We start from the raw sequence: 13,896 nt of genomic DNA, 5'->3' as shown, positions 1-13,896 counted from the left end.
GCATGGTGACTGCCGCCCCCACCGGCACCGAACGCCGCACGCTCCGCAAACTGATGGCCGCCGGACTCGTCGGTTCGAGTCTGGAGTGGTACGACTTCTTCATCTACGCCACGGCAGCAGCTCTGGTGTTCCCCAAGCTGTTCTTCCCGGAAGCGTCCCCGATCGTCGGCTTGCTGTTGTCGTTCAGCACGTTCTGGGCGGGCTTCGTCGCCCGGCCGATCGGCGGCCTGGTCTTCGGCCACATCGGTGACAAGTTCGGGCGCAAGCCCGCCCTGGTGATCTGCCTGGCGCTGATGGCGTCGGCGACGTTCCTCATCGGCCTGCTGCCGACGAGCTCGTCGATCGGCGTGTTCGCACCGATCCTGCTGGTGCTGCTGCGGTTCGCGCAGGGCATCGCGGTGGGCGGCCAGTGGGGCGGCGTCGTGCTGCTCCTGACGGAGAGCGCGAGGGCCAACCGGCGCGGCTTCGCCGGCACGTTCGGCCAGGCCGGTGTGCCGATCGGCGTGATCCTGGGCAACGTGGCGTTCATCGTGGCGTCGACGACGATGAGCGCGCAGGCGTTCGCGTCGTGGGGCTGGCGGATTCCCTTCCTCGCCAGCGCCCTGCTGTTCCCGCTGGTGCTGTTCATCCAGATGAAGGTGGAGGACAGCCCGGTCTACAGGGAGATCGCGGCACGCCGCGCCGCGGATCCTTCCGCGGTGGCACAGGCACCGCTGAAGGAAGCCCTGCGCACGCACCGCAAGGCGATCCTGTTCGGCGCGGGCCTGATGTTCGCGTCGAACGCGGTCTTCTACGTGTCGATCGCGGGCGTGCTCAGTTACGCGACGACCGAACTGGGCCTGTCCCGCCAGTCGGTGCTGGTGATCAGCTTGCTGTCGTCGCTCGTCAGCGTGCCGGTGATCCTCCTCAGTGGACGGTTGTCGGACAGCTACGGCCGCAAGCCGCTGATCTTCGCGGGTGCTCTCGGCCTCACGCTGTGGGCGTTCCCGTACTTCTGGCTGATCGACACGAAGTCGCTCGGCCTGCTGTTCGTGTCCGTGACGGTCGCGGGCATCGCGTCCTCGCTCGTGTACGGCCCGATCGCGGCGTACCTGAGTGAGCTGTTCGAGCCGCACGTGCGGTACTCGGGCGCGTCACTGGCCTACCAGCTGGCGTCGATCCTGGTCAGCGGTGGCACGCCGTTCATCATGACGGCACTGCTCGGCGCGACCGGCACGTCCTTCTCGGTGTCGGTGTTCCTGGCGCTGATGGGCGTCGTGACGCTCTTCTCGGCGTGGAAGCTGCCGGAGACGCACCACGCAAGCGAGGCGCCTGCCGAGGCGAAGACCGACTAGGCGGGAGGCAGCCTGGCCGCGGCCAACGCGGCCAGGCGCACCGCACGCTCGCGAAGCACCTCCGCCGGGAGGGAGCCGTCCCCACCGAGGAACAGGGTGACCAGCTCGGTCCTCGGCTCTCCCCCGGCGTTGGTGTAGAACCGGTGCACCACCTGGACCGGGCAACCCCGCACGGCGGCGGGGCCGCAGCTCGTCATCGCGATGCGGCCGGCGAGCTCCATCTGCTGACCGTCCGCCGCGCCGATCGGGGCGCCGCGCTCCAAGGTGATCCCGACCTGGAGGTCCGGCGACCGCCGCCACTGGCAGCTCCAGCCCGCCACGCCGGGAATGCTGTCGGCCGGCGCGCCCAGCGCCTCGCCCAGTTCCTCCGGACGGAGCAGGGAGCACGCGTCGACCGCACCGATCGACGGGAGCTCCGGCACTGCCCTCCTCGGCGTGTTCCCCTGCTCGAGCACGGACCGCACGTGATCGGCGAGCGCGTCGGCCATGGCGCACACGTCCGCCTGGACGCCCTCGTCCTTCTCCGACCAGATCATCACCTCGTACGGCCCAGGCAGCAGCAACTGCTTCGCGCAGTGGTCCCGGCTCCCGCCCAGTGCGAGCTGCTCGATCTTCCCGGCATCCGGCCGCTCGTACGGATCGTGCTGGATCGACACGGTCACCCGTGCCCGTCCGTCGGCTCGCCGCGGATCAGCGGCCACGGTGAGCGAGCAGACGTTGAACGGGCCCACGTCGTGCGCGACCTCGACCGCGCCGAACCGGGCGAGCGGCGCCTTGTCCAGGAAACCGCAGACGTCGATCGTCCGGAGGTCTCCCAGCGCCGCCGGGTTCGCCGGTGGCGCGGCCGTGACCCGTTGCCACACCAGCACTCCCGCGACGGTGAGCAGCACGAGCAGCAACGCTCCCGCCGCGAGGAGCAGCCGCCGGGGCCTGCGCCGCTTCGGCACGTCGGCCACGACATCGCGCAGCATCTCCCCCACCTGCGAGGCCGACGGCCTGCGCTTGGGGTGCGGGTGCGTGAGCGCGGACAGCACGAGGCCGAACCACGAGGACCGCTGCTCTTCGCCCTCGGCTCCTTCGACCGCCGTCGCCAGCGTGACCCCGAAGGCGTACATGTCGGACGCGGCCGTGGGCGCACCACCCGCCACGACCTCGGGCGCGGCGAAACCGGGCGTGCCGGGGCTCAGGCTGCTCCCGGTGTCCGTGATGCCCGCCCACAACGCGATGCCGAGGTCGCTCAGCTTGGCGGTCCCGTCCGCGGCGACGAGCACGTTGCCGGGTGTGATGTCCCGGTGCACCATGCCTTTCGCGTGCATGGCCGCCAGCGCGCCCGCGATCTGCGCACCGATGCGCGCGGCGGCGTCCGGCGTGAGCGGGCCGTCGTCGCGCAGCACCCGAGCGAGCGTGCGGGACGGCAGGTACTCCATCACCAGCAGTCGTTCGCCGTCGGTGACCAGCACGTCGAACACCGCGATGACGTTCGGGTGCTGCAGCCCGGCACCGATCCGGGCCTCGCGCCGGGTGTCGCCCTCGGCGCTCTGCTTGATCGCGACCTCGCGGCGCAGCTCGAGGTCCGTGGCGCGCCAGACGACACCCATGCCGCCCGCGCCCGCGACCTCCTCCAGCCGGTACCGCCGCGCGATCACGTCCCCGCTCTGCACGCAATTAGATTAGGGAACAAACGGTTCGGTTGTGCGGCGTTCGAGCATCACGGCACCGCGTCCCGGTCGTCACAGACCATCGCGCGAACGTCGACCATGCGCATAGATTATTCGCTATGCGAAGCGTTTTATCGGTGCTCTGCCTGACGCAGGTCACCGGCTGGGGGATCGTTTTCTTCGCGTTCGCGCTCCTGTCCAAGGACATCAGCGCCGACACGGGCTGGTCGAGCACCTGGGTGGTCGCCGGGTTCTCGCTGGCGCAGATCGTGTCCGCGGCCGTGGGCATCCCGGTCGGGCGCGTGCTCGACCGCTACGGGCCGCGCGTCGTGATGACCGCCGGGTCGGTGCTGGCATCGGTGTCGATCGTGCTGCTGACGACGGCGCACGACCTCACCTGGTACTTCGCCGCGTGGACGTTGATCGGCGTCTCGATGGCGGGCGTGCTGTACCAACCGGCGTTCGCGGCCCTGACGCACTGGTCGGGGGAGAACCGCATCACGGCGCTGACCACGTTGACGCTGGTCGGCGGCCTGGCGAGCACGGTGTTCGCGCCGCTGACCGCCTGGCTCGTCGAGGACCTGGGCTGGCGGCAGACCTACCTGGTGCTGGCCGTGGTGCTCGCCGTCGTCACCGTGCCCGCCCACTTCTTCGGGCTGCGGCGGCCGTGGACGCCGCAGGAGCACAGCCACGAGCACGCGCCCAGGACGATCGCGCGCAGCCGCCCGTTCGTGCTGCTGGTGGTGTCGGTCAGCATGGCCGGGTTCGCGATCTACGCCGTGGTGATCGCACTGGTGCCGCTGCTGTCCGAACGCGGCCTCTCGACGACGACCGCGGCGTGGGCGCTCGGGCTCGGTGGCGTGGGACAGGTGTTCGGGCGGCTCGGGTACGGCTGGCTGTCCGCGCGGACCGGGGTGCGCGGGCGGACGGTCGGCGTGATGCTCGCGGCGGCGGTGACGATCGTCGTGCTCGGGCTCGTGCCCGGCCCGGCGCTCGCTCTGGTCGCGGCGTCGATCCTCGCGGGCGCGGTGCGCGGGGTGTTCACGCTGCTGCACGCGACCGCGATCTCGGACCGCTGGGGCCCGGCCGGATACGGGCAGCTCAACGGCCTGATGACGGCACCGCTGACGGTGTCCGCCGCGGTGTCGCCGTGGGTCGCCGCATGGCTCGTCGCACCCATAGGCGGATATCCGCCCGTGTTCCTCGTGCTGGCCGCTGTGGCGCTGGTAGCGGGCGCGCTGGCCGCTCAAACCGGACAAAAAGCAACCGCCGAGCGTGTGTTCACTGTGAAGGCCCCGTGAACCCGAGCGGAACCCTCCGCGCATGCCGTACGTTCCTGCCTCGTGACCACTCTCTTGGCGCGCTTCAAGCAGCGGATGCGCCGGTTCGCGCAGAAACCGGCGTCGATCGACCTGGCCCCGTACCGCGCACAACTCGACAAGGTGGAGGAGTACTCCACCGGTTTGAGCGAGCTGAGCGACGACGAGCTGACGGCCAAGGCCGGCGAGCTGCGCGACCGGGAGTTCGACGACGCCGAGCTGTGCGCACTGGCGCGCGAGGCCGCTGAGCGCGCGATCGGGCAGCGCCCGTTCGACGTGCAGGTGCTCGGCGCGCTCGGCCTGCTGGACGGGATCGTCGTCGAGATGGCCACCGGTGAGGGCAAGACGCTCGCCGGTGCGGTGGCCGCCGCCGGGTACGCGCTGCACGGCAAGCGCGTGCACGTGGTCACGGTGAACGACTTCCTGGCCCAGCGCGACGCGGAGTGGATGGGCCCGCTGTACCGGCTGCTCGGCGTGCGGGTCGGCTGGATCAACCAGAGCTCGAAGCCCGAGGAGCGCCGCGAGGCGTACTCGTGCGAGGTCATGTACGCGCCGGTCAGCGAGATCGGCTTCGACATCCTGCGCGACCGGATCGCCACCGACCCGGCCGACCTGATCGTGCCCGCACCCGAGGTCGCCCTGATCGACGAGGCGGACTCCGTGCTCGTCGACGAGGCCCGCGTGCCGCTCGTGCTGGCCGGTTCCACCACCAGCGACCACGCCGACCCGGTGATCGCCGACCTGGTGAAGCGCTTGCGCCACGACCTGCACTACGAGGTCGACGACGAGGAGCGCAACGTCTACCTGACCGGTGCGGGCAGCGAGGCCGTCGAGCGCGCGCTCGGCGACATCGACCTGTACTCGGCCGAGCACGTGGCGTCCACGCTGTCGAAGGTCAACGTGGCGCTGCACGCCCAGGTGCTGCTGCACCGCGACGTCGACTACATCGTGCGCGACGGCAAGGTCCACCTGATCAACGACTCACGCGGCCGCATCGCGAAGCTCCAGCGCTGGCCGGACGGCCTCCAGGCCGCCGTCGAGGCGAAGGAGTCGGTGCAGACCACCGAGAGCGGCGAGATCCTCGACTCGATGACCGTGCAGGCGCTGCTGTCGCGCTACCCGACGCGCTGCGGCATGACCGGCACCGCGGTCGCGGTCGCGGAGACGCTGCGGGAGTTCTACGAGCTCGAGGTGCTCGTGATCCCGCCGAACAAGGAGTGCATCCGCGACGACGAGCACTCCCGCCTCTACACGACGCTGGAGCAGAAGGAAGCGGCGATCGTCGCGGAGATCAAGGAGGTCCACGAGAAGGGCCGCCCGATCCTCGTCGGCACGCTGGACGTCGCCGAGTCCGAGCGCATCGCCACGAAGCTGCGCAAGGCGGGCCTCGAGTGCGTCGTGCTCAACGCCAAGAACGACGCCGAGGAAGCCGCGATCATCGCGGACGCGGGCTCGTTCGAGCGGATCACCGTCTCGACCCAGATGGCCGGTCGCGGCACGGACATCCGCCTCGGCGGCCACGACGCCGCCGACCACGAGCGCATCTCCGAGCTCGGCGGCCTCTACGTCGTCGGCACCGGCCGCCACTCGTCGTCGCGCCTCGACGACCAGCTGCGCGGCCGCGCGGGCCGTCAGGGCGACCCCGGTGGCTCGGTGTTCTTCGCGTCGTTGCAGGACGACCTGATCTCCCAGTACGCGCCGGACGCCGACGAACCGTCCGCTGTGGACGATGACGGCCTGGTGGCCGACAAGGGCACGCTGCACACGTTCGAGCACGCCCAGCGCGTCGCCGAGGGCGTGAACCTGGAGATCCACCGCAACACCTGGCGCTACAACAAGCTCATCGAGCACCAGCGGGACCTGATCCTCCAGCACCGGGACAAGGTGCTGCGCACGGACGTCGCGTTCGAGAAGCTGGGCAAGGGCGAGCACGAGGGCGTGTCCGACGAGGTGCTGATCCACGCGTGCCGCGTGATCACGCTGTTCCACCTCGACGACCTGTGGACGCACCACCTCACGTACCTGTCCGACCTGCGCGAGGGCATCCACCTGCGCGCGCTGGCGCGGCAGAACCCGCTCGACGAGTTCCACCGCGAGGCCATCCCGGCGTTCAACAAGATCGTGCCGGAGTCGTGGGAGCTGGCTTCCGACACCTACGCGTCCGCCCCGATCACCGCGGACGGCTACAACCTGGCTGACTCGGGTGTGAAGCGGCCGTCGTCGACCTGGACGTACCTGGTCCACGACAACCCGTTCGGTTCCGGCCTGGAAGAGACGATGAAGGGCCTGGTCAAGATGGTTCGGGGACGACGCTGAGTCTGTCGTCGACGGGTCTGGCGGGCTGAGGGATCTCAGCCCGCCGGTACCGCTGCAGGTACGCGACGTGCGATTCGGTGAGCGCTCGGATCTCCGCGAGGATGTCGAGGTGCTCCTGCGACGGCGGCGGTCCGACGATGTTGGACCTGTTGTGCGCCGTCCGCTCCGCCCGCTGAGCGAGGTGCTCCAGCCGGCGGAGGAAGTCCAGCTCCCCGTCAGGGAGCGACAAGTCTGTCTGCTCCGTCACGGACGACAGAGTTCCCCTCTTGGTGTTGTTCAGTCGATCCCCTAGTCGGCTGATCCCAGTCGGTCGACGACCCAGCTGTGGAACCCGCCGATGTGGTGTTCCGACGGCACGAGAACGCCGCCCCGCGCGTATGCGCGCGAGGCCATCGCGGGCTGGCACCGTTCGCACGCGTCGAAGTCCTGCTCGTTCACCCGGTGGAACAGCTCCACCGAGCGCGACACGTCGCGCCCCGACGCCACCACGTCCTTCGCGTACAGCCAGTCACATTCCACGAGAGTGCGGTCGGGCGCCAGCGGGAACATCCGGTGGAAGATCACGTGGTCGGGCACGAGGTTCACGAAGACCTGCGGCCGGACGGTGATGGCGTAGTACTTCCGGTCGCGTTCGTCCTCCAGCGCCGCAAGCTTTTCGAAGCCCTCGCCGCCGTCGACGGTGAAGCCCTTGATGCCGGACCCGAACTCCGCGCCGTGGCCGACGTAGTACTGGGCCGCGTAGCCGTCGGCGAACTCGGGCAGCACCTCGGTCAGCTCGGGGTGGATCGTCGCGCAGTGGTAGCACTCCATGAAGTTCTCGACGATCAGCTTCCAGTTCGCCTTCACGTCGTAGGCGATCCGCCTGCCGACGGTCAGCTCCCCCACGTCGTACCCGTCGAGCGCGTCGAGCGACCCGAGCCGTTCCACGACGGCGCCGAACACATCGGTCTCGAATGAAGGTGGTGTGTCGGCGAGGCACACCCACGCGTACCCGAGCCACTCGCGCAGATGAACGCGGCTCAGCCCGTACTCGACGCGGTCGACGTCCGGCATCGACGTCAGGTTCGGCGCGGCGATGAGCTTGCCGTCCAGCGCGTACGTCCACGCGTGGTACGGGCACTGGAAGGCCCGCTTGACCGTCCCCGCCTCCTCGACGCACAGCCGCGCGCCGCGGTGCCTGCAGACGTTCAGGAAGGCGTTCAGCGACCCGTCTCGCGACCGGGCGACCAGCACGCTCTCGCGGCCGACCTGCACGGTGCGGAAGTCACCGGGGTTCGGGAGGTCCGCGCCGCGAACGGCGCAGAACCACATCTCCTCGAAGATCCGCTCCTGCTCGGCGGCGAAGATGGCGGGATCGGTGTAGTAGCGGCCGGGCAACGTGGAGATGAGACTCCCGGTCATGGTCGTTCAGCCTCTCAGGCGGGCGGGGTCGAACAGGGCGATCGGGTGGCGCGTGGCGCCGTCCACGACGAGGTCGGCGAGGACCTCGCCGACGACCGGCACGAACTTGAAGCCGTGTCCGGAGAAGCCGCACGCGACGACGACCGACGGGTGCGCCGGGTGCCGCGCGATCACGAAGTGCTCATCGGCCGTGTTGGTGTACATGCACGTCGCCGCGCGCCGGAAGGTGCCGGGCAGCAACGGCATCCGCTGCCGCACGAAGTCCGTCATCGCCTGGATCTCGTGGCCGTGCACGGTGCGGTCGATGGTCTCGGGCGTGCAGAGGTCGCCGCCGCGGAAGAACGCGACCTTCACCTCGCCGTCGACCGCGGGGAAGCCGTAGAACTGCCGGGCTTCCTCCAACTCCCAGATGTAGACGGGGTGGTCGACGAAGTTGCCGTTGGGCTTGAAGAAGTACTGCACCTGCCGCTCGATCTCGAACGGCACGCCCAGGTCCGCGAGCAGCCGCGGCGCCCACGCGCCTGGGCACACGACGATCTGGTCGGCGTGGTAGGTCCCCTGCGCCGTGACGACCTTGCCCTCTTCCCAGTGGGTAACGGGCTCTTCGAACCGCAGCTCCGCGCCGGCCTTCTCGGCGAGCTTGAGGTGCGCACCCACCGAGGACTCCGGCACCACGAACCCGGCGCCCGACTCGTACAGCGCGATCTCGTGCGGCTTGGGGTCCATCGTCGGGAACCGGGCACGAATCCCTTGCGCATCAAGCATCTCGTGCGGCAGGCCCCACTCCTGCGCGCTGCGCAGGCTGCCCGCGACCGTGCGCGACTCGGGCGTGCCGACCATGATGCCGCCGACCCGGTGGAAGATCTTCTCACCGGAGTCCTGCTCGATCTGGTCCCACATCTCGTGTGCGCGCAACAGGAGCGGCACGTACGCGGGGTCCTCGAAGTAGGCCTGGCGCGTGACGCGCGACCCGCCGTGGCTGGAACCCTGGACGTGCACCGGGGTGAACTTCTCCAGCCCCAGCACCTTCTTCCCGCGCTGGGCCAGCCGGTAGGCGGCGGCACTGCCCATGCCGCCGAGTCCGATGACGATGACGTCGTACATCTCAGCTCCTGAGGCGGGTCATCTGCGGGTCGAACAAGGGTTCCCCGGCCACGCGCGCCGCCACTCGCGAACCGAAGTACTCGATCTCCACCTCGCCCTCGGTGCCGTAGGGCAGCCAGGCGTAGGCGATGTTGAGGCCCGTCGTGTAGCCGTACGCGGCACTGGTGACGTACCCGGCCGCGTACCCGTCGACGAACACGGGCTCACTGCCCAGTACGACCTGGTACGGGTCGTCGATCACGAGACAGGTCAGCTTGTGCGAGGCTTCCCGCTCCTCCAACCCGTTCCTGCCGACGAAGTCGCGCGCGGGGTCGATCTTGACCGCGAACCCGAGCCCCGCCTGGTACGGCGTGTGCTCGGTCGTCATGTCCACGCCCCACGACCGGTAGCCCTTCTCCAGCCGCAGGCTGTTGAACGCCCCGCGTCCGGCCGCGATGACGCCGTGCTGCTGCCCGGCCTCCCACAGCGTGTCCCACAGCTTCTCGCCCATGTCGGACGTCGTGTAGAGCTCCCAGCCCAGCTCGCCGACGTAGGACAGGCGCAGCGCCGTCACCGGCACGTTGCCCACGAAGGCTTCCTGTGCGGTGAAGTAACCCCTGCGGGTGTCCACTGTGGATATCGGCTCGATCAGGTCGCGCGCTTTCGGGCCCCACAGACCGATGCAGCACGTGCCCGGCGTGATGTCCCTGATGTACACGCCGTCTTCCTGGTGCCGGGTGAACCAGTCGAGATCGAGGTTGCCGTTGGCGCCGACCTGGAACCGGTCCGGCCCGAGCCGCGCGACGGTGAGGTCGCTGCGCACCCCGCCGTCCTCGCCGAGCAGCAGCGTGTACACCACGGCGCCCGGCTTGCGCCGCAGGTTGTTGGTGGTGAGCTCGTCCAGGAACCGCAAAGCGTTCGGCCCGGTGACCTCCAGCCGCTTCAACGCCGTCATGTCGTACATCGCCACGCGCTTGCGCGTCACCAGCGCCTCGGCGCCGCAGATCGGTGACCAGAAGCGCGCGGCCCAGTCGTTGCGGTCCGGCACCTCCGCCACCTCGGGCAGGTCCGCGTTGGCCTCGAACCAGTGCGGCCGCTCCCAGCCGCTCGCCTCGAGGAACAACGCGCCCAGCTCCTGCTGCCGCCGGTAGAACGGGCTGGTCCGCAGCGGGCGCGGACTGTCCATGGACTGCAACGGGTGCAGCACGTCGTACACCTCGACGAAGTTCTGGCAGCTGCGCTCCAGCACGTAGTCCGGCGCGAGCTGGTGGCGTTCGAACCGGTTGAGGTCCGACGAGTGCACGTCCAGCTCCGGCTGCCCGTCGATCATCCACTCGGCCATCGCCTTGGCGACACCGGCGGAGTGCGTGATCCACACGGCCTCGGCCACCCAGAAGCCTTGCAGCGACGGATGTTCACCCAGCAACGGCATCCCGTCGCTGGTGAACGAGAAAAGCCCGTTGAACCCGTGGTCGATGCCCGCCTCGCCGAGCGACGGGATCACGTCGATCGCCTGCGTCCAGGACTCCTCGAAGTCCTCCTTGGTGAACGGCAGCTCGGACCCGGTGATGTCGTGCGCGTTGATCGGCATCGGCCGGTGCCCGTACGCACCGATGCCGAGCTGGTCTCCGTGCGCGCGGAAGTACAGGTCCGCTTCCTGGTGCCGCAGAATGGGTTTCGGCGTCTCGCCGACGGTCCCGCTGAACGCGTACTGGTGCGCCATCGGCACGAGCGGCACGGTGAGCCCGACCATCTCGCCGAGCACCGGCCCCCACATCCCGGCGCACGAGACGACGACGTCCGCCTCGAAGGTGTCGGTCTCGGTGCGCACGCCGGTGACGCGATCGCCCTGCGTCTCCACGCCGACGACCTTCTGGTTGCCGAGGAACCGCGCCCCGCGCTCGATCGCGCGCCGCGCCTGGGTCTCGGCGGCGAGCACGGGCTTGGCGAGCCCGTCGCTGGGGATCAGGAACCCGCCGAGGATCTTCTTCTCGTCCAGCAACGGGTACAGCCCGACGACCTCGTCGGGGTCGATCAGGCGGCTCGGCACGCCCCACGAGGTGGCCCAGCCGTGGCGCCGGCTGAGGTCTCGGAGGCGTGCCTCGCTGGTAGCGATCTCGATGCCACCCACCGACTCGAAGCACCCCAGCTCGGTGTACTTCTCGACGGTGTACTGCGCGAACGAGGTCATGCTGCGGCACGCGTTCGTCTGGAAGACCAGTCCTGGGGCATGCGAACTGGACCCTCCCTTGGCGAACAAGTCGGCCTGGTCCAGCACGGTGACGTCGGTCCAGCCGCGTTCAGTGAGCTCGTCGGCCAGCGCGCAGCCGACGATCCCCGCTCCGACGACCACCACTCGAGGCATCTGGACACCCCTTCGCCGCAGTTGCGCAGAACGGACCCCGTTCCGCTATCTGCAACAAGTTGCGCCCAGCGCACCTCCGTGTCAAGACCTCCAAACGGCGCAGAGGTCAGCCCGCGAAGTACCCCAGCTGCGCGGACAGGTCCCCCGCGGCCGCCACCATCGACGGCACGATCTGTCCGACGCGCTCGACCGACAACCGGTACGAGGGCCCCGAAGCGCTCATCGCCGCGACGACCTCACCGCGATGCCCGCGGATCGGCACGGCGATGGCGTGCAGGCCCAGTTCCAGCTCCTCGTAGCACGCCGCGTAGCCGTCGACCTCGACCTGTTCCAGTTCCATGAGCAGCGCGTCCGCGTCCACGCGGGTGTGCGCGGTGTAGGAGTCGAGCGGCATCGACACCAACCGTTTGCGCTCCTCGACGGGCAGGAACGCGAGCAGCACCTTGCCCGACGAAGTGGCGTGCAAAGGCGTCCGCTGCCCGATCCAGTTCACCGCGGACACGGCCGCGGACCCGCGCGCCTGCGTGATGTTGATGGCGACGCCGGCGTCGTGGACGGCGATGTTCACGGTCTCGCCGAACTCGTCGGCGAGCGCCTGGCAGACGGGCTGCCCCAGCTTGGTGAGGTCCATCCGCCCGGTGGCGGCACCGGCAAGCCGGACGACGCCGAACCCGATCGCGTACTTGCCTCTCTCTCCCAGCTGCTCCACCAGCCCCCGCGCCTCGAGCACGGACACGAGTCTGGACACCGTGGACTTGTGCACACCCAGCTCACCAGCGATTTCGGTGATCCCCGCCTCGCCTTGCGCGAGGAGTTCGAGCACGCTGATGGCCCGGTCCACGGACTGCACTTGAGCTGCCGAGTCGGAGTTGCTCATGACGCAACGGTAACCGCTAACCAAAACAGCCTATTGACGCAACGCGCCACGAGCCGCACATTGTGTTGCGTCATTCGGAACGCGTCCCGCATCACGCACCGGAGGCTCGCGATGATCCGCGCCTGCGCCCTGACCGACCTCCCCCCAGGTGAGGCCATCCGGATCGACGGAACACCGCCCGTCGCGGTGTTCAACGCCGACGGCGTCCTCTACGCCATCGACGACACCTGCACCCACCAGGACGCCTCCCTGGCCGACGGCTGGCTGGAGGGCTGTTTCGTGGAATGCCCGTTGCACGCGTCCTCGTTCGACCTTCGCACGGGTGCGCCCACGTGTCTGCCCGCCAAAAGATCGGTGAGGACCTACCCCGTTCTTGTGCAGGATGGGGTGGTGTACGTCGACACCGAGGCGAACAGGGATGTGGCGTGAGGACTATTGCAGTGGTGGGGGCTTCGCTGGCCGGGCTCAGGTCCGCGCAGGCGTTGCGGGCGCAGGGTTACGACGGACGGCTGGTCATCATCGGAGATGAGGTCCACCAGCCGTACGACCGGCCACCGCTCTCCAAGGACTTCCTGCTCGGCAAGATCGAGAACACGCCGCTCGCGGACGCGGAGGACCTCGGCAAGCTCGACGCGGAGTGGGTGCTCGGCGTCCGCGCCAGCACACTGTCGACAGTGGGCAGCATCGAGCTCAGCGACGGCCAACTGTTGACAGTCGACGGTGTCGTGCTCGCCACCGGCGCGGTCCCCCGCACGATCCCCGGCGCGCACGTCCTGCGCACCCTCGACGACGCCGTCGTACTCCGCGACAAGGTCGCGGGCGCCGACAAGGTCGTCGTCATCGGTGCCGGGTTCATCGGCGCGGAGGTCGCGTCCAGCTGCCGGCAGCTCGGCAAGGACGTCACCGTCGTCGAAGCCCTCGACGCACCGCTGACCCGCGTGCTCGGCGCCGAGATGGGCACCGCGTGCGGCGGCCTGCACGCCGACCACGGCACCCGGTTGATCTGCGGCGCGGGAGTGTCGACTGTCAACAGCGGCGTCGAGCTGGCCGACGGCCGCGTGCTCGACGCGGACGTCGTGATCGCCGGCGTCGGCACCCGGCCGGCGATCGACTGGCTGGCCGACTCTCCAATTGAGACAGGCAACGGCGTGCTGTGCGACGCGGGCGGTGTCACGAACGTCCCGCAGGTGGTCGCCGTCGGCGACGTCGCGAACTACGCGGGCCACCGCGCGGAGCACTGGACCAGCGCGACCGAGCAGGCGCAGGTGGCCGTCGCGAACCTGCTGGCGGGCAGCACGGTGCGCACGCACAAGGCGACCGGGTACGTGTGGTCCGACCAGTACGGCGTGCGGATCCAGTTCGCCGGGCGGGCCAGCGCGGACGCGCGGCTCGAGGACGGGTCCATTGAGGACCGCAAGTTCGTGACTGCTTACTACGAGGGTGAACAGCTCGTTGGCGTACTGGCTATGAGCAATGCTCGCCTCTTCACCCGGTTCCGCAGGAACCTGTAGAGACGCCGCTCACGGTTTAACGTACCGCACGA

Annotated in this window: 11 protein-coding genes; 5 read left to right on the top strand and 6 right to left on the bottom strand. The window is 69.4% G+C overall.

What is annotated here, in order from left to right:
* Positions 1 to 2 precede the first annotated feature (2 nt).
* Complete coding sequence (locus FKR81_RS29855) at positions 3 to 1,334, top strand: MFS transporter (RefSeq protein ID WP_146356870.1); 1,332 nt, start codon at positions 3 to 5, stop codon at positions 1,332 to 1,334.
* Here the strand turns inward: FKR81_RS29855 and FKR81_RS29850 are convergent.
* Positions 1,331 to 2,995 carry a serine/threonine-protein kinase gene (locus FKR81_RS29850; protein ID WP_146356868.1) on the bottom strand — a complete coding sequence of 555 codons (1,665 nt, stop codon included), beginning with the start codon at positions 2,993 to 2,995 and terminating at the stop codon, positions 1,331 to 1,333. The genes FKR81_RS29855 and FKR81_RS29850 overlap by 4 nt on opposite strands.
* A 116-nt stretch (positions 2,996 to 3,111) precedes the next feature.
* On the opposite strand from FKR81_RS29850, the gene FKR81_RS29845 reads away from it, so the two are divergent.
* Positions 3,112 to 4,293: an MFS transporter gene (locus FKR81_RS29845; protein WP_146356866.1), complete on the top strand. Its 1,182-nt coding sequence runs from the start codon at positions 3,112 to 3,114 to the stop codon at positions 4,291 to 4,293.
* Positions 4,294 to 4,368: 75 nt separating this feature from the next.
* Positions 4,369 to 6,627: an accessory Sec system translocase SecA2 gene (gene secA2 / locus FKR81_RS29840; protein WP_222598447.1), complete on the top strand. Its 2,259-nt coding sequence runs from the start codon at positions 4,369 to 4,371 to the stop codon at positions 6,625 to 6,627.
* On the opposite strand, the gene FKR81_RS29835 is transcribed toward secA2, so the two are convergent.
* The 5 genes from FKR81_RS29835 to FKR81_RS29815 form a co-directional block, all read right to left on the bottom strand.
* Positions 6,602 to 6,874: a hypothetical protein gene (locus FKR81_RS29835; RefSeq protein ID WP_146356862.1), complete on the bottom strand. Its 273-nt coding sequence runs from the start codon at positions 6,872 to 6,874 to the stop codon at positions 6,602 to 6,604. The two genes, secA2 and FKR81_RS29835, sit on opposite strands and share 26 nt — an antisense overlap.
* A 41-nt stretch (positions 6,875 to 6,915) precedes the next feature.
* Complete coding sequence (locus FKR81_RS29830; protein WP_146356860.1) at positions 6,916 to 8,028, bottom strand: aromatic ring-hydroxylating oxygenase subunit alpha; 1,113 nt, start codon at positions 8,026 to 8,028, stop codon at positions 6,916 to 6,918.
* Positions 8,029 to 8,034: 6 nt separating this feature from the next.
* Positions 8,035 to 9,132, bottom strand: a complete 1,098-nt coding sequence (gene solA, locus FKR81_RS29825; RefSeq protein WP_146356858.1) for an N-methyl-L-tryptophan oxidase — start codon at positions 9,130 to 9,132, stop codon at positions 8,035 to 8,037.
* 1 nt (position 9,133) lies between these two features.
* Positions 9,134 to 11,476: a GcvT family protein gene (locus FKR81_RS29820; protein WP_146356856.1), complete on the bottom strand. Its 2,343-nt coding sequence runs from the start codon at positions 11,474 to 11,476 to the stop codon at positions 9,134 to 9,136.
* A gap of 106 nt (positions 11,477 to 11,582) precedes the next feature.
* Entirely contained in the window at positions 11,583 to 12,353 is a 771-nt protein-coding gene (locus tag FKR81_RS29815; protein ID WP_146356854.1) for an IclR family transcriptional regulator, read from the bottom strand.
* Positions 12,354 to 12,464: 111 nt separating this feature from the next.
* Here FKR81_RS29815 and FKR81_RS29810 point away from each other — a divergent pair, with 111 nt between their 5' ends.
* Both FKR81_RS29810 and FKR81_RS29805 read left to right on the top strand, forming a co-directional pair.
* Positions 12,465 to 12,782 (top strand): bifunctional 3-phenylpropionate/cinnamic acid dioxygenase ferredoxin subunit, encoded by a 318-nt coding sequence (locus FKR81_RS29810; protein ID WP_146356853.1) that lies wholly within the window; start codon positions 12,465 to 12,467, stop codon positions 12,780 to 12,782.
* Positions 12,779 to 13,864, top strand: coding sequence for an NAD(P)/FAD-dependent oxidoreductase (locus tag FKR81_RS29805; protein WP_146356851.1), 1,086 nt, complete (start codon positions 12,779 to 12,781; stop codon positions 13,862 to 13,864). The genes FKR81_RS29810 and FKR81_RS29805 overlap by 4 nt, the downstream gene beginning before the upstream one ends.
* Positions 13,865 to 13,896: the final 32 nt, after the last annotated feature.

The sequence above is a fragment of the Lentzea tibetensis genome, from assembly GCF_007845675.1.
In the GTDB taxonomy this organism is placed as follows: domain Bacteria; phylum Actinomycetota; class Actinomycetes; order Mycobacteriales; family Pseudonocardiaceae; genus Lentzea; species Lentzea tibetensis.
The sequence above is the reverse complement of the archived record's forward strand: the minus strand, read 5'-3'. Positions and strand labels throughout refer to the sequence as shown.